Annotated in this window: 17 protein-coding genes; 3 read left to right on the plus strand and 14 right to left on the minus strand. The window is 44.2% G+C overall.

Annotated features, from left to right (window positions below):
• Positions 1-144: 144 nt before the first annotated feature.
• Positions 145-1,359: a branched-chain amino acid ABC transporter substrate-binding protein gene (locus M4I42_RS03910; RefSeq protein ID WP_268850936.1), complete on the minus strand. Its 1,215-nt coding sequence runs from the start codon at positions 1,357-1,359 to the stop codon at positions 145-147.
• A gap of 398 nt (positions 1,360-1,757) precedes the next feature.
• On the opposite strand from M4I42_RS03910, the gene pflB reads away from it, so the two are divergent.
• Positions 1,758-4,016 carry a formate C-acetyltransferase gene (gene pflB, locus M4I42_RS03915; protein WP_268850937.1) on the plus strand — a complete coding sequence of 753 codons (2,259 nt, stop codon included), beginning with the start codon at positions 1,758-1,760 and terminating at the stop codon, positions 4,014-4,016.
• A 63-nt stretch (positions 4,017-4,079) separates the two neighbouring features.
• Positions 4,080-4,820 (plus strand): pyruvate formate-lyase-activating protein, encoded by a 741-nt coding sequence (pflA, locus tag M4I42_RS03920; protein ID WP_268850938.1) that lies wholly within the window; start codon positions 4,080-4,082, stop codon positions 4,818-4,820.
• Here the strand turns inward: pflA and pgmB are convergent.
• The 4 genes from pgmB to M4I42_RS03940 all read right to left on the minus strand — a co-directional run bounded on the left by pgmB (position 4,813) and on the right by M4I42_RS03940 (position 10,103).
• Entirely contained in the window at positions 4,813-5,487 is a 675-nt protein-coding gene (gene pgmB / locus M4I42_RS03925) for a beta-phosphoglucomutase (protein WP_442864071.1), read from the minus strand. The two genes, pflA and pgmB, sit on opposite strands and share 8 nt — an antisense overlap.
• 167 nt (positions 5,488-5,654) lie before the next feature.
• Positions 5,655-8,258: a bifunctional acetaldehyde-CoA/alcohol dehydrogenase gene (gene adhE, locus M4I42_RS03930; RefSeq protein ID WP_268850940.1), complete on the minus strand. Its 2,604-nt coding sequence runs from the start codon at positions 8,256-8,258 to the stop codon at positions 5,655-5,657.
• 186 nt (positions 8,259-8,444) lie between these two features.
• Positions 8,445-8,672 (minus strand): hypothetical protein, encoded by a 228-nt coding sequence (locus tag M4I42_RS03935; protein WP_268850941.1) that lies wholly within the window; start codon positions 8,670-8,672, stop codon positions 8,445-8,447.
• A 78-nt stretch (positions 8,673-8,750) separates the two neighbouring features.
• Complete coding sequence (locus tag M4I42_RS03940; RefSeq protein ID WP_268850942.1) at positions 8,751-10,103, minus strand: ATP-binding protein; 1,353 nt, start codon at positions 10,101-10,103, stop codon at positions 8,751-8,753.
• A gap of 181 nt (positions 10,104-10,284) precedes the next feature.
• Between M4I42_RS03940 and M4I42_RS03945 the strand changes: the two genes are divergently transcribed.
• Positions 10,285-11,799, plus strand: a complete 1,515-nt coding sequence (locus tag M4I42_RS03945) for an FAD-dependent oxidoreductase (protein WP_268850943.1) — start codon at positions 10,285-10,287, stop codon at positions 11,797-11,799.
• Positions 11,800-11,826: 27 nt separating this feature from the next.
• Here the strand turns inward: M4I42_RS03945 and M4I42_RS03950 are convergent, their stop codons facing one another.
• From M4I42_RS03950 to walK, 9 genes are all read right to left on the minus strand, one after another.
• Positions 11,827-12,978: a glycerate kinase gene (locus M4I42_RS03950; RefSeq protein ID WP_268850944.1), complete on the minus strand. Its 1,152-nt coding sequence runs from the start codon at positions 12,976-12,978 to the stop codon at positions 11,827-11,829.
• A 114-nt stretch (positions 12,979-13,092) separates the two neighbouring features.
• Positions 13,093-14,220, minus strand: coding sequence for a fatty acid desaturase family protein (locus M4I42_RS03955; protein WP_268850945.1), 1,128 nt, complete (start codon positions 14,218-14,220; stop codon positions 13,093-13,095).
• A gap of 447 nt (positions 14,221-14,667) precedes the next feature.
• Positions 14,668-15,147: a 23S rRNA (pseudouridine(1915)-N(3))-methyltransferase RlmH gene (gene rlmH / locus M4I42_RS03960; protein WP_268850946.1), complete on the minus strand. Its 480-nt coding sequence runs from the start codon at positions 15,145-15,147 to the stop codon at positions 14,668-14,670.
• A 75-nt stretch (positions 15,148-15,222) separates the two neighbouring features.
• Positions 15,223-15,387: a CxxH/CxxC protein gene (locus tag M4I42_RS03965; protein WP_268850947.1), complete on the minus strand. Its 165-nt coding sequence runs from the start codon at positions 15,385-15,387 to the stop codon at positions 15,223-15,225.
• Positions 15,388-15,467: 80 nt separating this feature from the next.
• Positions 15,468-16,688 carry a S1C family serine protease gene (locus M4I42_RS03970; protein ID WP_268850948.1) on the minus strand — a complete coding sequence of 407 codons (1,221 nt, stop codon included), beginning with the start codon at positions 16,686-16,688 and terminating at the stop codon, positions 15,468-15,470.
• A 114-nt stretch (positions 16,689-16,802) separates the two neighbouring features.
• Positions 16,803-17,591: an MBL fold metallo-hydrolase gene (locus M4I42_RS03975; RefSeq protein ID WP_268850982.1), complete on the minus strand. Its 789-nt coding sequence runs from the start codon at positions 17,589-17,591 to the stop codon at positions 16,803-16,805.
• Positions 17,592-17,599: 8 nt separating this feature from the next.
• Positions 17,600-18,385, minus strand: a complete 786-nt coding sequence (locus M4I42_RS03980; RefSeq protein WP_268850949.1) for a two-component system regulatory protein YycI — start codon at positions 18,383-18,385, stop codon at positions 17,600-17,602.
• Positions 18,372-19,718, minus strand: a complete 1,347-nt coding sequence (locus M4I42_RS03985; RefSeq protein ID WP_268850950.1) for a YycH family regulatory protein — start codon at positions 19,716-19,718, stop codon at positions 18,372-18,374. The genes M4I42_RS03980 and M4I42_RS03985 overlap by 14 nt, the downstream gene beginning before the upstream one ends.
• The gene (walK, locus tag M4I42_RS03990) at positions 19,699-21,531 is read right to left on the minus strand and encodes a cell wall metabolism sensor histidine kinase WalK (protein WP_268850951.1); all 1,833 of its coding nucleotides are present in this window, start codon (positions 21,529-21,531) and stop codon (positions 19,699-19,701) included. Before walK ends, M4I42_RS03985 begins: the two co-directional genes overlap by 20 nt.
• Positions 21,532-21,539 lie beyond the last annotated feature (8 nt).

Raw genomic sequence — 21,539 nt, forward strand, 5'->3', positions numbered from 1 at the left:
CGCCTGTTTTGCTACTTTTGCAGAAAAATCGCCCAGCTTTGCATATAACAAAATTCTTTGTTTGCCACCAACAAGCCGGGCGCGAAACGATGCCGGAAAGAAAAGGGTACGGCAAACTGTCATACCCTTTTTCCGGTTATCCGTTTATTGTTTGCTCACTTCGTCCTCTAACTTAGCCGGATATTTTGCTTCGTCAAATTTGTAGATGTAAATTTTTGCGTATTTGTTATCGCCTTTTTCGTCAAAGCTTACTTTCGTGACAACTCCTTGATAATCTTGCACTTTGCGCACTTCTTCCGCTACTTGTTGACGCGTTGGAAGCTTGTTGCCATTTGCCTTAATCGCATTTTCAAGACCTTTTAGCAATACGCCCATCGCATCATAACCATACGCTGAATAAGACTCGATATCTTTACCAAATTTTTGCTTATATTTTTCCGCAAATTGTTTTCCTGCATCCGTTACCGTTGTTAAACCAGCCGCTGAAGTCATGTACGTATTTTTCACCGCATCGCCAGCGATTTGGACAAGCGTCGAAGAGTCTAAACCGTCGCCGCCCATGATCGGCACATTAATGCCTTTATCGCGAGCTTGTTTAATTAATAGACCACCTTCTGTATAAAGACCACCGAAGTAAATAAGATCCGGTTTTTTCGCTAATACTTGGTTCAAGACGCCGTTGAAGTCTTTTTCACCGACGGTAATTCCTTCAAACCCAAGAATTTGCGCGCCAAGTTCTTCCGCACCTTTTTTGAACGCTTCCGCTAAGCCAGTACCGTAAGCTGTTTTGTCTTGAATGATAAAAATTTTCTTCGCGCCAAGTTTTTCGACAGCGAATTTCGCTCCTGCAGGTCCTTGGAAATCGTCACGGGCACAAATACGGTTGACAGTTTTTAACCCGCGGTCTGTTACGTCTGTAGCTGTGTTTGATGGAGAGACCATTGGAATGCTGTACTTTTCATAAATTTCTGACGATGGAATCGCTACGCCGGAGTTCAAGTGACCAACAACACCAAAAATTTGTTTATCAGCGCCAATTAACTGCGCGTTCGCTACCCCTTTTTTCGGGTCGCCTTGGTCATCGTACGGAACAAGCTCTAATTTAAAGCCAAGCTTTTCAAAATTTGCTTGTTGTTCTTCAAGCGCCAATTGCGCTCCGAGCTTAATCGATTCGCCCAACGTCGCACTTCCACCGGAAAGCGGAGTTTGTGTCGCGATTTTAATGACATTGCTGCCACCGCCACCGCCGTTGCCCCCGTTGTTCGCCGTTTCGTTTTTCTGACCGCCTGAGCACCCGGCTAAAATACCGACTGCTAGTGTCGTTGTTGCGAGAATGGAAAGAGTTTTCTTTAAAACCATTCAGATCCCCCTTTTTCACTTTTGAAAATTTTTTTTATTTTAAGAAAAATATAATATGAATTGTCCAAATAGACAAGCATTATTTTTTTACTGGAAAAAAACTTTTTTCCGTAAAATCCGCTTTACAACGTGCGAACTATTCATTTGTAAAGCTTCTTCACCAAAATATTTCGTCCTTCTAAATATTATCCTTACAAAAGTTACTAAATATTTTCCTATTGCAATTTCGCGCTGTTTTTTAAAAAAACGTGATAATCATCACACTTGCTCAAAATTTCACAAATCATTCAAGAATGACTGCTTCCGCTTCTCCGTAAATGTAGTATGCTATAACTAGAAACTGTTATATATGTTTTTATGAATCTGTTATAGTATTAAAATAATGGGAGGGGACTGCTATGGAACAAACCGTTCTAACCAAAACTCCATTGGATCCGTGGCGAAATTTCAAAGGCTCCAAATGGAAAAAAGAAATTAACGTTCGCGATTTTATTTTAAACAACGTCACTGTATATTATGGGGACGAATCGTTTTTAGAAGGTCCAACCGAAGCGACGAAACAATTATGGGAACAAGTGATGGAATTATCGAAACTTGAACGCGAAAAAGGCGGCGTTCTCGATATGGATACCGAGATCGTTTCGACGATTACTTCCCATCAACCTGGCTATTTAAACAAAGAGCTAGAAAAAGTCGTCGGCTTCCAAACCGATAAACCGTTTAAACGTTCCCTTATGCCGTTCGGTGGCATTCGCATGGCGGAACAATCGTGCGAAGCGTACGGTTATCAAGTAAGCGACGAAGTGAAAAAAATTTTTACTGAATACCGCAAAACACATAACCAAGGCGTATTTGACGCTTACACAGATGAAATGAAAGCGGCGCGCAAAGCAGGGATCATTACCGGTCTTCCTGACGCATACGGACGCGGCCGCATCATCGGCGACTATCGCCGCGTTGCATTATACGGCGTTGACCGCTTAATTGAAGAGAAGAAAAAAGACTTGCGCAACACAGGTGCACGTACGATGAGCGAAGATATTATTCGCCTTCGCGAAGAACTATCTGAACAAATTCGTGCGCTTCAAGAATTAAAACAAATGGCTCTAAGCTACGGCTACGACATTTCTGAACCGGCACGCAACGCTCGCGAAGCATTTCAATGGCTATATTTTGCGTATCTTGCAGCGATTAAAGAACAAAACGGTGCGGCAATGAGTTTAGGACGCGTATCCACGTTCTTAGATATTTACATCGAACGCGATTTGCAAGAAGGCGTATTAACAGAAAAAGAAGCGCAAGAACTCGTCGACCATTTCGTCATGAAATTGCGCCTTGTCAAATTCGCAAGAACACCGGAATATAACGAACTATTCAGCGGCGACCCGACATGGGTAACGGAATCGATCGGCGGCGTAGCGATTGACGGACGACCGCTCGTGACGAAAAACTCGTTCCGTTTCCTTCATACGCTCGATAACTTAGGTCCTTCGCCAGAGCCGAACTTAACAGTGCTTTGGTCGAAACAGTTGCCGGAGAGCTTCAAAGAATATTGCGCAAAAATGTCGATTAAAACAAGCTCGATCCAATACGAAAACGACGATTTAATGCGCGTGGAATTCGGCGACGATTACGGTATTGCGTGCTGCGTATCGGCGATGCGCATCGGCAAACAAATGCAGTTTTTCGGCGCGCGGGCAAACCTTGCCAAAGCGTTACTATACGCGATTAACGGCGGCGTCGACGAAAAATTAAAAATCCAAGTTGGTCCGGAATTTGCGCCAGTTACTTCGGAATACTTAGACTATGAAGAAGTGATGCGCAAATACGACCAAGTGTTAGAATGGCTCGCTGAGCTTTACATTAATACACTCAACATTATTCATTACATGCACGATAAATATTGCTATGAGCGGATTGAAATGGCGCTTCACGATACGCACATTTTACGCACGATGGCAACAGGCATCGCTGGTTTATCTGTTGTTGCCGACTCGTTAAGTGCGATTAAATACGCGAAAGTGAAGACGATTCGCGATGAAAACGGTCTTGCGGTCGATTTTGAAATCGAAGGCGACTTCCCTAAATATGGAAACAATGACGATCGCGTCGATTCGATCGCTGTCGACATTGTCGAACGGTTTATGACAAAATTGAAAAAGCATAAAACATATCGCGATTCCAAACATACAACATCGATTTTAACAATTACGTCGAACGTCGTATACGGGAAGAAAACAGGGAATACGCCAGATGGCCGCCGCGCAGGCGAACCGTTTGCACCAGGGGCTAACCCATTGCACGGCCGCGATACGAAAGGGGCGTTAGCTTCGTTAAGCTCTGTCGCGAAATTGCCTTATGAACATGCGCTAGACGGTATCTCGAACACGTTCTCGATCGTGCCAAAAGCGTTAGGAAAAGACGAACAAACTCGTGTCCGCAACCTTGTCGCGATTTTAGACGGCTATGCGGAAAAAGGCGGGCACCATCTCAACATTAACGTCTTTAACCGTGAAACGTTGTTAGATGCAATGGAACATCCGGAAAAATATCCGCAATTAACGATTCGTGTTTCCGGATATGCGGTTAACTTCATTAAATTGACACGCGAACAACAAATTGATGTCATTAACCGCACGTTCCACGAAAGCATGTAATAAACTCCCCCTCACGCCCCGCTATTCGTGAGGGGGCATTTCTATTCGGAAGGGGAATTTTCCATGAAAGGATTTATTCATTCGATTGAATCATGTGGTACCGTTGACGGCCCTGGCCTTCGCTACGTCGTCTTTATGCAAGGCTGTTTATTACGGTGCCAATATTGCCATAACGCCGATACGTGGGAAATTGGCAAAGGAAAAGAAATGACGGTCGAGGAAATTATCGCTGACTTACAGACGTATCTCCCATTTATTACTGCCTCCGGTGGCGGAATTACCGTCAGCGGCGGCGAACCACTTTTACAGATCGATTTTTTAATCGAACTATTTAAAGAATGCAAAAAGCTTGGCATTCATACGGCGATTGATTCGTCTGGCGGCTGCTACACAACGGAAGAGACGTTTCAGCGAAAATTAGATGAGTTGCTTCAATATACGGATTTAATTTTGCTCGATTTAAAACATATCGACGAAAAAAAACATCGCAAACTGACCGGCAAAACAAACACCCATATTTTACAGTTTGCCAAGCTCTTATCAGAAAAACGAATACCGGTTTGGATTCGCCACGTGCTCGTTCCGACAATCACCGACGATCCAGACGATTTGCGCCGGCTTGCGGCATTCATTCGGACACTGAAAAACGTCGAAAAAATCGAAGTGCTTCCATACCATAAATTAGGAGTATATAAATGGAAAGAACTCGGGCTTGCTTATCCGCTCGAAGGCATTGAACCGCCTTCTGAAGAAAGCGTCCAAACGGCATACAACATTTTGCACGAAACTGCCCCTCTTACATAAGAGGGGTAGTTCGTTTTTTCAAAAACATGCGCTTCAATTGTTCCCACGTGACTTGCTCTGTTCGTTCGACAAGCCAATCTGGCGAAAGCGGGGCTAAATGTTTCCCAATCCCGACCGAAAACATGCCCGCTTGCTTAATCGCTTGAATGCCTGCCTCTCCATCTTCAATAGCAATACAATCACGTGGGTCGACACCTAGCTCGTTCGCTGCGGTTAAAAAAATCTCCGGATTTGGCTTCAGCTGTGTAATCGTTTTGACGTCGACAATGACATCGAAAAATGAACGCACACCGAGCCGCTCTACGACGGTGAATGCATTGGAACTCGATGACGCCAATGCGACCGGCACACCGTCGTTACGAATATGCTGCAAAAGCGAGTACATCCCCGGCAATATATTGTGCGGCGTTAGCTGCTCGATCAACTCCCGATAATACATCCCACGCCGCTCCCCAAGCTTCACCTTTTCCTCTTTCGTCCATTCCCCCGCTTTTTCTCCAAGCAGCGCTTCAACCATCGCCTGTCGGCTCATCCCTTGAAGCTGCTGGTTGAGCCTGCGATCAAACGGAACACCAATTTCATCCGCAATACGCTTTGTCGCAATATAATATAACTCCACCGTATCGGCAATCACGCCATCTAAATCAAAAATAACTGCTTGAATCATTGCATCACTGTTACTTCCCAACGAAGATAGCATTCCTATTCCTCCTACTGTAAACAACGATCTCATTCCAACGATAAGCAAGTAAAGAAAGAAGAGCAATGTTATTTTTCAATAAGAAAAGCTGAGGCAATTGCCTCAGCTCCAGAGGGGAGGTTAGGGATCTATGATTATACTCCTTTAAACGCTTGTCGGTAGATGTCTGCTAAGTCACTGACAAGCGGGAGTTTCGGGTTAGCTGTTGTACATTGGTCTTCGAAAGCAAGCTCGGCCAATTTGTCGACTTTGCTGTCGAATTCTTGTTTGCTGACACCGCATGCTTCAATGCTCAATGGAATATCCAATTCTTTTGCCAGCTTAATGATTGCTTGAATGAGGCTTTCGACGCCTTCTTCTGTCGTTCTTGCTGGCAAGCCGAGCACTCGTGCGATTTCTGCATAACGTTGATCGGCAACGAAATATTCGTATTTCGGGAATGCAGTAAATTTTTTCGGCTTCGTTGCGTTATAGCGAATGACGTGCGGCATTAAAATCGTATTGGCGCGTCCGTGAGGAATATGGAATTCCGCACCGAGTTTGTGTGCTAAACTATGGTTAATGCCTAAAAACGCATTCGCAAACGCCATCCCTGCAATGGTCGATGCGTTATGCATTTTTTCACGAGCTAGTTCATCGTTGCCGTTTTTATATGCTCTTGGCAAGTATTCGAATACAAGCTGGATCGCTTTCATCGCCAAACCGTCTGTATAGTCGTTTGCCATGTTGGACACATATGCTTCAATCGCGTGTGTTAACACGTCCATTCCTGTATCGGCTGTGACATGTTTTGGCAACGTCATGACAAATTGCGGGTCAATAATCGCTACATCCGGCGTTAACTCATAGTCAGCTAACGGATATTTAATATTATTTTCTTTATCGGTAATAACCGCAAATGATGTAACTTCTGAACCGGTTCCGGACGTTGTCGGAATCGCCACAAATTGCGCTTTTTGGCCGAGTTTTGGATATTTGAAGACACGTTTGCGAATATCTAAAAATTTTTGTTTTAATCCGTTGAAGTCTGTTTCCGGATGTTCATAGAACAGCCACATCGCTTTCGCTGCGTCCATCGCCGAACCACCGCCAAGCGCGATGATGACGTCTGGTTGAAAACTTCTCATCATTTCGGCGCCTTTCATGACCGTTGTAAGCGATGGATCTGGTTCAACTTCCGAGAAAATTTCACAATGGACGTAGTCTGGGCGTTTCCGCAAGTAGTAAAGCACTTTATCGACATAGCCAAGTTTCACCATGCCAAGGTCAGTAACGATAAATGCTTTCGAGATATTCGGCATTTTCGCCAAATATTGTGTCGAGTTTTTCTCGAAATAAATTTTTGGCGGTACTTTAAACCATTGCATATTGACCGTCCTTTTCGCCATTTTCTTAATGTTAATGAGATGGATCGCGCCTACGTTCGTCGATACCGAGTTTCCGCCAAACGTACCGCAACCGAGCGTTAAGGACGGAATGTACGCGTTATAAATGTCGCCGATTGCCCCTTGCGAAGATGGCGCGTTCACGATAATCCGGCCCGCTTTCATCCGTTTGCCAAATTCGGTAATCACCTCTTGGTCATCGGAATGAATGACGGCAGAGTGGCCTAATCCGCCGAACGCTAACATTTCTTCGCAACGTTTTAATCCTTCTTCTGTGCTGTTCACTTTATAGCAAGCCAATACTGGGCTTAATTTTTCACGAGAAAGCGGATATTGCGGGCCGACACCTTTTAATTCCGCCACTAACATTTTCGTGTCTTTCGGTACGTCGACACCAGCCATTTTTGCAATTTCATACGCTGGTTTTCCGACGATGTCCGGGTTGACTGCGCACGTATTTTCGTTAATGACCAATTTCTCTACTTTTTTCTTTTCTTCTTCATTTAAGAAATAGCAACGGTTGTCGATCATTTCTTTTTTCACTTGATCGTAAATTTCTTTATCGATAATGACCGCTTGTTCCGAAGCACAAATCATTCCGTTATCAAACGTTTTCGATAAAATTAAGTCGTTCACCGCACGTTTGATGTTCGCTGTTTTTTCAATATAGCAAGGCACGTTACCAGGTCCTACCCCTAACGCTGGTTTTCCGGAACTGTAAGCTGCTTTCACCATTCCGGCGCCGCCAGTTGCTAAAATGAGCGAAACCCCTGGATGAGTCATGAGTTGCTGTGTCGCTTCTAATGAAGGGGTTTCAATCCATTGGATGCAGTGCTCTGGTGCGCCTGCTTTAATCGCCGCATCACGCAACACTCTTGCCGCTTCGCTGCTGCATTTTTGCGCCGATGGATGGAACGCAAAAATGATCGGGTTGCGTGTTTTAATAGAAATAAGCGACTTAAACATGGTCGTTGATGTTGGGTTCGTCACTGGTGTAACGCCAGCAATGACGCCAACCGGCTCGGCAATTTCCACAATCCCTTCATGCGGGTTTTCGCGGATAATGCCAACTGTTTTATCGTACTTAATATTGTGGTATATATATTCTGTCGCGAAAATGTTTTTAATAATTTTGTCTTCATATACACCACGTTTTGTTTCCTCTACCGCCATTTTTGCTAACGGCATGTGCTGATCGAGCCCAGCTAACGCCATTTCTTTGACAATTTTATCGATCGTTTCTTGGTCGTAGTTGCGGAATTTTTCTAGCGCTTTTTGGGCGTTTGCGACAAGCTGGTCAATCATTTTTGTCACTTCTATTTTTTTGTCTAATACTTTTTCTTCCACCGCCATGTTGATGCCCTCCTAATTATTTGTGAAAAACTTCACAAAAGAGAAGAAAAATTTTAGATGAGAAATCTCTCATCCATCACACTTTCATTATAAACGATTGGCTCGTATTTAGGTATGTCAAATTTGTGAAATGTTAAGCAAACTTTTTCATACAAAACGGGCTACCTTGGAAAATAGCCCGCCTTTTTATTCGCAAACAGGGTTGCGCGGGATTTTTGTAAACGAAATATCATTATACATGCGCGTATTCCGTTTAATAATGACGACATAGTTCACCGTCCATATATAAGAAGGAATATCATTTCCTTCCTCAAACATCATCGCTTCAAACTCATCACCAATCATTTCTTCAAAGCTTTCTAGCGTATAAGTCGCTGCATCCGTCGAAAAGTCTCGCCACTCGCAAACAATCATAACTCTCACTCCTACCTGCTGTTTGATTTTATTGTAATACGTTTTTCACCCCCATCATGCACGATACTATTGAACAAATTATGAATCTTGCGTTGTCATATACGCTTGGCGCGGATGATTCGGCTGCTCTGGATACTTCAGCTGCACTTTCCCTTCCTCTAATAGTTTAGCTAAATAATTGTTACGCAATCCATCTGCCGTTCGATCCAATAAATGCGCTAATTCTTTTAACATGAGCGGCTTAATGGAGCAAAGCTGCAAAATCATTTGTTCCATGATGGTTGGATGAAGCCTTTTTTTCTTGCGTGCCAACTCAGCCATTTGCCATAACGATTCATCGATCTCCATACGATCCTCTCCGTTTTCATTATTTACGGACTTCGGTTTATTAGTTACGGAGTCGGAACCTTTATTTACGGAGTTTGGCTGTTTGTTTACGGAGTCAAGAACACTATTTAGGGAGTTAGACTCTTTATTTATGAAGTTATGGGCGTTATTTATAGAGTTAAAATCGTTATTTATAGAGTTTGATTCGCTATTTACGAAGTTGTCTATCTGTTCCCCCAACCAACTGTCCAACTCATTGTCTATGTGCTGTATTACAAGTTCCTGATCATCTGTTTCAAACGAAACTGCTGTTTCATCTGAAAAAATGATATCGCGCCGTTGCGTTGTTAATGTTAAAATCGTCCGATCCGGATTTAGTTGCTGAATAAACTCAGGCTGCTTCCACTGGCGTTCTTTCCATATTGATTCAATATCATTCAGTCCAGATCCCGCCCGCTTACACAAACCGATTAAAATAAACATTTTAAATAAATTCGGGTTGCGTAAATGGCTCATTCCGCCTATCCATACAGATTCTATCGGGATACGGAGCAATCCAGGATTCGAGAAACGGTAGACGTTTTGCTCTTTTTCGATCACAATTCCGCCTTCGCCTGAATAATCGGCATGAACGAGCGCATTGATTACCGCTTCATGCAGCGCTGGCAGCAACAAAACATCGTCCGCGCCGATATGGTCGATCACTTTAAAATAAAAGTCGTACACGTTGCCCGACCATGTTCCGTCTTGGGAAGTAAACCGTTTCGTCCAGCCGTTAGTGGAGGCCGCACCTATTTCGCGATATTCTAAAAAATATTGCGGCAATATTTCTGTAATGATCCGCTCCTCGCTAAACATTAACAGCCCGGCAACAGTAATTCCTTCCTTACTGCTGTTTCTAAGCTTTCCCCATGCGCCAATTTTGTATAAAAATTCTTTCGTTTCAAGACCGTTCCACGGGTGATTCGGTTTTGCTGCTGCAAATTTTTCGCGATATTGCTTCACCGATTCAAAATTTAATTCGTTTAAACCGTAATGTTCTAAAATGACATTATCTTGTAATACAGAGGAATGATAATCCGAAACGTTTGTATATTTATTCACTTCCAATCTCCCTCTTACATTATTTTATGAAAATAAAACCGTTTCCCTCTGTTTCTTATTTTACCACCTTTCTTGCGAATTGCGGACGTAAGCAAAAAAAGAAAATGGAGCGCACACGGATAATTTTTTTATTTTAAGGAAATTTATGTATATAACTTGAATCACGAGGAGGGTTTTTCCGATGCATTCTCTTCCGCTATCTGTTGAACCGTATTGGCGCACGTCAACCGTGCTTCCGTCTTTCCCACCGTTAACAGAAGATATACACGTCGATGTCGTCGTTGTCGGCGGCGGAATTTCTGGCATTACGACCGCTTATCTGCTGGCGAAAGGAGGGGTCAACGTCGCCCTTATAGAAGCGGATCGCCTATTAAACGGAACGACAGGGCACACGACCGCAAAAGTGACGGCACAGCACGATCTCATTTATGATGAATTGCTCCATCATCTTGGTGCAGAAAAAGCGAAAATGTACTATGACGCATGCATGGAGGCGCTGCAATTTATCAAAACGACCATCCAAGAACAACGCATCGATTGCGACTGGACGGAGGAAAATGCGTACATTTATGCAAATACGAACGCATCGATGAGCAAACTAATCAATGAATGGAAAGCATACGAAAAACTAGGCATTGCCGGAGCGGTTACGGAAACGATTCCGCTTTCACTCCCTGTTCACGCAGCGCTCGTCATGAAACATCAAGCGCAGTTTCACCCTTTGAAATACTTGCAAAAGCTTGTAGAAGCAATTCGACAAAAAGGGGGAAAAATTTATGAACAGACCCCGGCTGCCGATGTGGAACAAGGAGAAACGTTAACGGTCATTACGAAACATCATAAGCGGCTAACGTGTCGTCATCTCGTCGTCTGTTCTCATTTTCCGTTTTACGACGGTGGGTTTTATTTTTCCCGCATGTATGCGGAACGCTCGTATGTGCTTGCCATTCAAAGCGATGGACAGTATCCTGGTGGCATGTATTTAAGCGCAGATGAACCGAAGCGGTCAATCCGCTCTGCGAAAGCGGCCAACGGGAGCGAACTCCTTCTTATCGGTGGGGAAAGCCATAAAACAGGACAAGGGGTACCGACGATCCAACATTATGAGGCGTTGCAGTCTTTTGCATCCGATTTATTTACGGTAACAGCGATTCCTTATCGCTGGTCCGCCCAAGATTTAACGACGCTAGACAAAGTACCGTATATCGGCAAAATGACAGCGAACACGCCAAATGTCTATGTCGCGACAGGGTATCGAAAATGGGGGATGACAAATGGAACGGTCGCCGGATTGCTGTTAAGCGATTTGATTTTAGAACGAGACAACCGATACAACGATCTTTACACACCGTCACGCTTTTATGCCGATCCAAGCGTCAAACATTTTGTGATGCAAAACACGGATGTCGCCAAACACCTGATCGAAGGAAAAATCGAAGTCGTTGTCCGGACGCCAAACGATTTGGCGAACGGTGAAGGCGCCGTTGTCCTCATCAACGGCAAACGCGCCGGGGCGTATAAAGATGAAAACGGAGTGCTGTCTATCGTCGATACGACGTGCACGCATATGGGGTGTGAAATCGAATGGAACAGCGGCGACCGCACATGGGACTGTCCGTGTCACGGTTCCCGCTTCTCCATCCACGGCGATGTCATCGAAGGGCCAGCGCAACAGCCGCTCCAAAAAATCGAATGACAGCGCAATCAATGAGCGGTCTCCCTTTTATTTAGGAGACCGCTTTACGTTCATTCCTATATGGAGCGACGCAGCAATATGGCGAGCCGTTCGCTCTACATAATATGCGGCCTGCTCCATCGCTTCCGCTAGCGAAACAATGCCGGGGACGATGCTGTAAAGGGCGTCAACTCCATGGCCGAGGACGAGGTCGCTATCGTCTGATAACGAGCCGGCTAATGCAATGACCGGAATTCCATGCTTTTTCGCCGCCTTCGCGACACCGACCGGCGTTTTCCCATAAACGGTTTGACCGTCGATTCGGCCTTCCCCCGTAATGACAAGCGACGCACCTACGACTTTCTCGTCAAACTGAACCGCCTCTAACACGATGTCAATCCCTCGTTTTAGCTCCGCATGAAGAAACGCCAGCAATCCAGCCCCTAGTCCTCCCGCGGCTCCGGCGCTAGGAACATTGACTTGTTTTCCAAGCGCTTTGGCAATAACGTCTGCATAGTGTTGTAAATTTTGATCCAATTGTCGCACCATGTCCGGCGTTGCGCCTTTTTGTGGACCAAAGACGAACGAAGCTCCTTCCGATCCCGTTAACGGATTCGTGACGTCGCACGCTACGTCGACTTTGACGTAGTTTAGCCGCTCATCAAGCGCTGATACGTCGATTTGCGCTAGTCGCGACAAGCGGCCGCCGCCAAAACCAAGTTCCTCCCCATTCGCGTCTAACAGCTTGACACCGAGCGCTTGCGCCATCCCTGCGCCGCCGTCGTTTGTCGCGCTTCCTCCGATTCCGATAATCATATGTTCTACGCCGCAATCAAGCGCGGCGCGAATGAGCTCGCCAGTCCCTCGCGTTGTCGTAATGAGCGGATTCCGCTTCTCGCGCGGGACGAGATGCAGGCCGGAAGCGGCCGCCATCTCAATGACCGCCGTTTTTCCGTCGCCAAGCAAGCCAAAAGAAGCGGAAACGGGCTCGCCTAACGGCCCGGTGACTTGCTTTTCGACGATTGTGCCTCCTGTCGCGTCCACAAGCGCTTGGACTGTTCCTTCTCCGCCATCGGCGAGCGGGATTTTTACATATTGTGCGTCTGGAAATACACGGCGAAACCCTTTTTCAATGGCGTTAGCGACTTCTAACGCCGATAAACTTTCTTTAAACGAATCAGGCGCAATGACAATTTTCACCGTTCTCGCTCCCCGTTTTTTTAATATCCATTACTCCTCTTTATCCAATCATATTACTTATTGATATTTCCGGCAAACAAAAAGCTGGTTCTATACAGAACCAGCTTGTGGAGGCTACTTTTTCAATTGTCCAGCTACCTTTTTCATCGCAAGTGCTTCCTTCGCAACATCGGCTAAACGTTTCGTGTTTTCCGATTCGATTTTCCGGTACTCGATGTGAGACGGATCTAGCCCATACCCTAAAGAACCGTATACGTTCCCTTGGCGCGGCTCGATTAATTCGGTTTGTTGATAATAAAGCCTTGGCGTCTTCCAAAGCGCTCGTAACGCTTGGAGCATCGGCATTTCATGGTAGCGATCCGGCCACATTTTCTTAATGTGCTCTTTCACTAATGGGTAATATTTCGAGCTCATGCTTGGAAACAGATGGTGCTCTGTATGGTAAGAAAAGTTAAAATGGAGCACATCGACCCATTTTGGAACGGTAACCGATAAGCTATTGGCAAGCGGATCGTTCACTGGTACTAACGGATTTAAGCGATGGTTCGTCGAAATATAGCTCATGACAATGAAATTGGCAATCAATAGCGGCAATAAAAAGATAAAGAACCAATTAGCAAATCCAACAACAAACAATAAGCCAATCCATGTTGCCCACGGCAACAAAAACTGAAAGAAAACGATTCCGCGATTTTTTGGCTGAAAATCTTTGAGAAAATAAAACAACATCCTTATCGAATGAAGGGTAAACGTAATCGCTAACGAGCTAAAGGCAAAAAATGCCCGAATCGTAAACGGAATTTTATACACCCAGCGCAACAGGCGGCTTTTTGCTAACTTTTCTAATCCTGGCCATGCATCAGGGTCCTTCTCTTCGTCTTGCGTATGGGCGTGGTGTGTCACATTGTGCCACTTTCTCCATAGTTTTGGTCCGGTACATAGCGGCCAAAAGGCAACCGCTCCAAGAAAATCCCGCAACCAAGGTGTCCGCACGACCGTGCCATGCAAAATTTCATGTCCTAAAAACCCTAAAGCAGCAAAGCTAAAACCTAACACAACAGAAATGAGCGTATTCCATATTGGATGAAGATCAAGCAAAGAAATAGCGAGGATACCGCTCAGCGCTATAAGCAAATACGCAAGACCACCGAAAAGACGAGAAGGGACGGGTTGAAATGCTTTTTTCGGCAAATGGGGAGACAATCTCGCCGCATACCAGCCAAACGAATGAAATTCTTTCATTTAATGACTCCTTTCAAAATGAACCTTCTGCCTGCAAAAAAGACAAAAGGAACTACACATTCATCACCGCACAAACATAAGTCGTAATATTCTGAAAACCTCGTTTAGGCGGCTATCATTGCTTATGCTTCATCCTACCATCTTTCATCTTGTCCTGTCAATCTTTTTTATTACTAGGTATTATTATTACGTGCTAAATTTAAACAAAAAACCGCTTTTCTGCCTCTTCCCTCGAAAGAACGCCGGCGGGCAAATACATTTGCCCGCAAAGCGTTCGTTGTTCGAGGCAGAAAAACTAGGAATAGAGCGATATCAACTCGTTTTTATTGGTTAATCAACACACTTGCCATATTATATCAAAATCTAAAAAGCGTTAAATATCACGAAAATTTAGAACCCATATAATTTATTTTTGAATACAAACTACAAACAATCAACATTTTTTCGTTACTTATGATACGGTTCTCCCCGATTAATCCGAAATGCGCGGTAAATTTGTTCTAAGAGAATCAACCGCATGAGCTGGTGCGGGAACGTCATTTTGGAAAACGAGAGCGACTCGTCCGCGCGCTGCATTACTTTGCAGCTAAGGCCGAGCGAACCACCGATGATGAACACGACTTTGCTTTTGCCATAAGTGGCGAGCTTATCTAGGCTCGCGGCAAATTGTTCGGAAGACTTCATCGTTCCGTCAATAGCTAAGGCGATCACATACGCATCGTCCGGAACTTTTGCTAAAATGCGCTCCCCCTCTTTCTCTTTTACTTGTTCCATCTCTTGTGCGCTTAAATGTTCTGGTGCCTTTTCATCGGGCACTTCGATCACGTCCACCTTCGCATATCCCGACAATCGTTTCACATATTCTTCGATTCCTTGCTTTAAATACTTTTCTTTTAACTTACCAACAGACAAAACTGTTATATTCACATAACATCCCCACTTTATAAACAAGTTATCAACAGAGGTTATCCACATATGCACACATCGCATCCACATTTTGTGCTAAAAACATTCGTTCCCTACCATATATTCCGCCTGTCTAGTGCAAAATTCACACGATTCCTCTTGTTTATCCACAGGGATAGTAGAAATTTCCGGTGCTCGTTCCATTTTATCCACATAAACATCTATTGCCAGCTCTAAATGTTCTGCGCAACAAACCATCATCTTGTCCCTCCTTATCCACTTGTGGGCAAAGAAAACAGGAGCGCCTTTTCTCGCTCCTTGTTTTCCTTCTTATCACATGATTAGAACGATTCTTTTGCCAGCTTCATCGTCACCGTTTCTTTTTTTCCACCTCGATAAAATGTCACTTTCATTTCATCGCCGATCGTCTTTTTTGTATACAAATACTTTCTCAGATCAAGCACGTTCGTAATTTTTTGGCCATCTAATGCAACGATGACATCAAACTGTTTTAACCCTGCTTGCGCTGCCGGCGATCTCGGCACCACTTGAATAATGGCAACCCCTTCGGTTACATTTGGCGGTAAATGCAGCGTTTCTTGCAAATGATACGAAGAAATATCGCTTAATGACCGAAGCTCTACCCCCATATATGGCCGGCGAACTTGCCCGTATTTTTCTAAATCGGCAATAATCGGTCGAGCCGAGTTGATCGGGATCGAAAAACCGATTCCCTCTACCGCCTCTTGAGCAATTTTCATCGAGTTAATGCCGATCACTTGCCCTTCAATATTCACAAGAGCGCCGCCGCTATTTCCCGGGTTGATCGCCGCATCGGTTTGCAGTACTTCTGCATTCCAGTCTGGTAACCCGTCTTGATCTAAATCGACTTCAATCGTCCGGTTTTTCCCTGAAATGATCCCTTGCGTTACCGATCCGGCAAATTGCAAACCGAGCGGATTTCCGATCGCTATGACCGGCTCGCCTAGCTTCACAGCGTCAGAGTCACCAAACTCTGCTACTTTTTTAACATGCTTCGCATCGATTTCAAGCACCGCCAAATCGGTCAAAGCATCACTTCCTAATAAGCGGGCGCGGACGCGCGTCCCATCTTTTAAGCTCACTTCTAACTGGCTCGCGTTTTCCACGACATGATGGTTCGTCACAATAAACGCTTTGTCGCCCACTTTTTTATAAATAACGCCTGATCCAGTTCCTGCTTCGCCGCCTTGCGACCAAAAGTTTGCTTCTTGAATATTGACGACACCAACAACAGCGTCTGATACTTTGTCGATCGCTTTCGTCACTTGGGAAACGACATTGACGGACACATTTTCTTGAACGGTCGGCTTATTGCCTATCATCCCTCCATTTTCCACGTTCCCGCTTTCTTTCGGCGTAACAGAATAAGGAAGAACATCCCACTGTGAAAGCATTGGGATGGAGAATGTTACTAATAATGCCCCCAAAATCGCCCCAACAAGGCCCGCGAAAAACGTACCGCGCCGATTGCCTTTTTGCTTTTGCCGGTACGGTTCATAATGATCGTCGTAATAGCCCATCTACACCTCACCTGTCCTTTCTCTCTCCAATATGTATCCGTCTATTTATTATACCGTCTCCGCCTTGCAAAAATCCATTTTGAACACATTAGCCCATCTTTCCCGAAATCATGCTTACACATACGCTAATGTTGTCGGGATTTTTGGGTCGGTATCGTAAAGAACGAACTGCTCACCGACCGCAAACCCTCGGTTGGAAAGCATTTGTTCCACCGTCATGCGCGCAAGCTCTTTCATATTGTTATCTTGGCTTAAGTGGGCTAAATAAATTCGCTTCGTCCGGTCACCGATCACATCGGCAAGTGCCAGCGCTGCATCCTCATTGGACACGTGGCCGACATCGCTCAAAATGCGACGCTTAATGCTCCACGGATAAGGACCCATCCGCAACATTTCCACATCGTGGTTACTTTCAAACACAAAAACGTCGGCATGCTCAATGGTCCCTTTCATCCGGTCACTTACATACCCTGTATCGGTCATAAGCACAAGCTTTTTCCCGCCATGGTGAAACACGTAAAACATTGGCTCGGCAGCATCGTGAGAAACACCGAATGACTCAACATCCAAATCGCCAAACGAGCGAACCGACCCGGTCGGGAAGACAAACTTCTGCTCGGTAGGAACTTCACCGATCAACCCTTCCATCGCCTTCCACGTTTTTTCGTTTGCATAAATCGGAAGTTGATATTTCCGCGCGATGACGCCTAATCCTTTAATGTGATCACTATGCTCATGCGTCACTAAAATTGCCGTCACATCTTTTATATGACGGCCAATTTGCTGGAAAAGTTGCTCGAGTTGTTTGCCGCTTAACCCTGCATCGACAAGCAACCGGTGTTTATTTGTTTCCACATAAAAAGCATTTCCCGTACTTCCACTAGCAAGAACGCTAAACTGCATCATCCCATTCACTCCAACACGCTTCCTTCATCGTTAATAATTTGTCCTTCAAATGCATGAATAAAATAATCTTTTTTTCCGTTCACTACCACGTGCCACGTCGGCGTTAATACTTGTGAAGCGGTAAATTGTACGAGTGCATAATACCCGAGTTCCACCGTAGTCACACGGTCTCCTGGCTTTAAATAATCTTTTTTATACAGCGTTTCAATCGCTTTGATCGCTGGAATAATGTCTTGTTTTTTCTCGTATTTCTCTAAATCCTCTAACATTGTTTGTTCATACGAAACAACTTCTTTTTTGTCGTTCAAATGCAGTAAAAGCATGCTGCTGACATTTTTATAGATCATTTTATTGCCGTATTTTTGAAAAAAAATGATCGTTTGCGATTTCTCGTCAAACGCCCAAAAGGCATACTCTTTCCCGCTGAGGATATTTTTCTGTAAAAATTCATTTAAGCTGTAAGGGTCTTTAACATCTGCAAGCGCAACTGGATGAACAAACGTCGCCTGCAACACAGACTGATTCCTCGTCGTAATTTTTTGATTCGTCAATTTTTCCGTTTCTTGACGGGTAAAAATTTTGCTTCTCCCGCTTACATACGACGCTTTCGTCACTTCTTTCGGAATTTCCACATACGTAATGCCGTTCGCTTCTAGCTGCTCTTCAATCGTCGTTTCTAAAATGACATCCAGTTGACTACTATTTCGCTTTTGCATAAATTGATAGCCTAAAAAAAGATCGAGGATGAGGAAGGTAATGATAAAAATCGTTTTTGTTTTACTCCAATCCAACGGCGCTCCCTCCTCGTCCTCCTGTTGTTTCTTTTAACGAAATCGTTTTCCACGTTCCGTCGTACAAGAAAAACCAAGCTGGCTCCAAAATGACAACCTTCCCTCTCTCTTGGTCTTTCACTAGTTCATATCCGAGCGTAATGCCGTTGACTAGTTCTTTTCGAAACCCTTTCATTTTTTCTAGCTGTTTAATCACTTCTTGACCGGACCATACTTTCGTCGATACGCTCACGCGGTCAGGGATTTCCAAACGGAACAACGGACGTTGATATTTATTGACTTCATTCGTTCCCCATATTTGAACAATTTCAGACATCCCATAGTCATTAAAGACCGGATAGTTGTTAACATAAAGACGGAACACTACTTTCCGCTTGTCCCGATCCCATTCGGCGAAATGATACATATCCGTCCAACCGCCGTGTTCGTTAACAAAATCAATGCTTTTTTGAATGAGTGTCGAACTTTCGTCACTCGATTGGCTGATCGTATTTTTGGCTGCCGGATTAACATATAGCAATAAATTTTGTAAAAAGTCAACATCCATCAGCCTTGACCCATCCGTATACTCTTCGCCAAACGTTAATATATCCTTTTTTACAAAACTCGGGTCGCTAAATAACGCTTCTTTAAATTTATCTGGATCAAGTTCATCCGTATAATATTGAAACCGGCTCATCATCATTTCTTTTTCCGGCAAAAAGAAAGCCTTTGTTTCACTTACGTTATACGCAAAATAGCGGGGGAATTTTTCAGCCTTTTCATATAGCTGATGGATTTCTTCCAGTGATGCATCGCTCACCGTCGCTTGATACACTTTGCGGTGATCGGTCGAAACAAAATAGGCAATGAAATCTTGGTGCTTTTCCATCGGAAGGACGATCGTATCAAAGCTAACCCCGTCCATTCCTTTATCATCGATTTGAAAAAGGTCGCGGTAAATATTCATCGGAATTTCATCCGGATAGACGATCTCGATCGCTTCTTTTCGATGAACAAATGATAAAAAGTTCTCTTTGGAAACGGTAGACGAAATATTTTCGAAATCATCGAACGTCCATTTTTTCATATCTTTTAATAGCTTGCTAATATCTCCTTCTTCTATCATCCCGTAATGAGCTTCATTTTTATGAATCAGTACTTGCGAAGGACGAACGATCATCGATGTGTCGACCTGTGCGTTGCTGATCGATACATTTTGGATATATTCATCATTTTGGATCGCATCGTATTGCGGGTGATACGTCCACAATTCCCACGTAAACGCAATGCTTGTCAACACTAAAAACGTTAATAGGATTGTTTTTGCTGCTTCATACTTCATCCCAGTCATCCTCTTGTATTCGTTCAAATGGCAATGTAAAGAAAATCGTCGTTCCTTTATGCTCTTGGCTTTTCGCCCAAATTCTTCCCCCGTGAGCTACCACTACCTCTTTGGCGATTGCCAGTCCTAATCCCGTTCCGCCAAGTTTGCGTGACCTTGCTTTATCAACGCGATAAAACCGCTCAAATACTTTTGACAAATCGGATTTTGGAATACCGACCCCTTCATCGGTGACGCTCACTAAAATTTCATCGCTCAATTCTTTGACGCGAAACGTAATGTTCCCACCTTGTGGGGAATATTTTAGCGCGTTTGAAATAATATTATCGAGCACCTGTGTAATTTTATCTTCATCAATTTCAATAAAAATGGCTTCATCCGGAATTTTTCGAATAAACATCACGTTTTCGTTTTTCGTTAATTCAAACCGGTCAATCACTTGATGGAAGTAGCGCGAAAAATTGACCCATGATTTATTCAGCTTGTAATCTTTGCTATCTAATTTCGAAAGCTGCAATAAATCGTTCACGAGCCGAATCATTCGTTCCGTTTCCGTTTGCGCCACTTCAATAAACCGCGGTGCAATGTTTTCATCTCGCCACAATCCTTCACCGAGCGCTTCTAAATAGCTTTTCATCGTCGTCAGCGGCGTTCGGAGCTCGTGGGAAACATTAGCAACAAACTCTCTTCGTTCTTGATCGATTTTTTCTTGTTCCGTAATATCATGCAGCACAACAATCAAACCGTTTACAAAGCCGGTTTCTTTTTGAATCACTGACAAAGAAGCGCGCAAAACATACAATTCTTCCTCGGTGCTAAAGTCTAAAATGAGCGAATCCCGCTCTTCAATTAACGTTTCAAACGTATATTGCCCTTCTAAGCCGAGCACATCAATAATCGAACTAGAAAGCACTGTTTCACGTGAAACATTTAAAATGTTTAATGCGGCATCGTTAATTAAAATGATGCGGCCGCGCCGGTCGGTGGCGATCACTCCATCGGTCATATGGGTAAGCACAAGCGCCAATTTCCGTCGTTCCCCTTCGGTTGTCGCTTGCGCTTCTTGCAATTTTTTCGTCAAATTGTTAAATGTCATCGACAGCTGGCCAATTTCGTCGTACCCATACACCTTTACTTTTCGTGAAAAATTACCTTTTGCCATCGCTAGCGCCTGTTTTCGCATATCCGAAATCGGGCGGGTAATCGTTCTGGAAAGAAAAATTCCTAGTATCGCGGTAATCGCCAGCGCAATTCCCGTTCCTGTCGCAAAAATCATATTGATTTGTTTCATTTGCGAAAAGACGTTTTCCATCGAAGCAATGACGTAAATCGCGCCTTTAATTTCGCCATTTAGCTTCACCGGGGTCGATGAAATATACATGCGATGGCCCGTCTTCGGATCAATTAACGTTCGATCGACCACTTCTCCTGTCACAAGCGCCCGTTTCACAAAAATCTCCGTCGTTCGCTTTCCAACAATGTTTTGCATGTACGGATTCGATGTGGCCAGCACTTTTCCTTTATCATCAATTACGCGGACTTCGGAAATATCTTGCGAAACAAAGTCGTGAAGCAACGATCGAATTTCCTCTTCCAACGTCGGATCTTTACCGTCGTCCCGCTCTTTGCTGATCGCTTGTTCGACGTTATAAGCAAGCAGTGTCACTCGTTCATTTAACGAGCTTTTAAAGTTTTGCACGAGCTGCGTTTCCAATTCGCGAACAAAGTACACACCAATAATTTGCATCGCAACAAGAATAAGCAGCACATAGATCAACACAAATTTAAAATGAATCGAACGAAATGGACCTACTTTTTTCATGCTGTTTC

Origin of the sequence: Anoxybacillus sp. J5B_2022 (genome assembly GCF_026847645.1) — a bacterium.
Classification (GTDB): domain Bacteria; phylum Bacillota; class Bacilli; order Bacillales; family Anoxybacillaceae; genus Anoxybacteroides.

Coding starts and splice junctions, on each gene's coding strand:
- M4I42_RS03910 (WP_268850936.1), bottom strand. CDS start 1,359: ATGGTTTTAAAGAAAACTCTTTCCATTCTCGCAACAACGACACTAGCA.
- pflB (WP_268850937.1), top strand. CDS start 1,758: ATGGAACAAACCGTTCTAACCAAAACTCCATTGGATCCGTGGCGAAAT.
- pflA (WP_268850938.1), top strand. CDS start 4,080: ATGAAAGGATTTATTCATTCGATTGAATCATGTGGTACCGTTGACGGC.
- pgmB (WP_442864071.1), bottom strand. CDS start 5,487: ATGATTCAAGCAGTTATTTTTGATTTAGATGGCGTGATTGCCGATACG.
- adhE (WP_268850940.1), bottom strand. CDS start 8,258: ATGGCGGTGGAAGAAAAAGTATTAGACAAAAAAATAGAAGTGACAAAA.
- M4I42_RS03935 (WP_268850941.1), bottom strand. CDS start 8,672: ATGATTGTTTGCGAGTGGCGAGACTTTTCGACGGATGCAGCGACTTAT.
- M4I42_RS03945 (WP_268850943.1), top strand. CDS start 10,285: ATGCATTCTCTTCCGCTATCTGTTGAACCGTATTGGCGCACGTCAACC.
- M4I42_RS03955 (WP_268850945.1), bottom strand. CDS start 14,220: ATGAAAGAATTTCATTCGTTTGGCTGGTATGCGGCGAGATTGTCTCCC.
- M4I42_RS03965 (WP_268850947.1), bottom strand. CDS start 15,387: ATGATGGTTTGTTGCGCAGAACATTTAGAGCTGGCAATAGATGTTTAT.
- M4I42_RS03970 (WP_268850948.1), bottom strand. CDS start 16,688: ATGGGCTATTACGACGATCATTATGAACCGTACCGGCAAAAGCAAAAA.
- M4I42_RS03975 (WP_268850982.1), bottom strand. CDS start 17,591: ATGCAGTTTAGCGTTCTTGCTAGTGGAAGTACGGGAAATGCTTTTTAT.
- M4I42_RS03985 (WP_268850950.1), bottom strand. CDS start 19,718: ATGACTGGGATGAAGTATGAAGCAGCAAAAACAATCCTATTAACGTTT.
- walK (WP_268850951.1), bottom strand. CDS start 21,531: ATGAAAAAAGTAGGTCCATTTCGTTCGATTCATTTTAAATTTGTGTTG.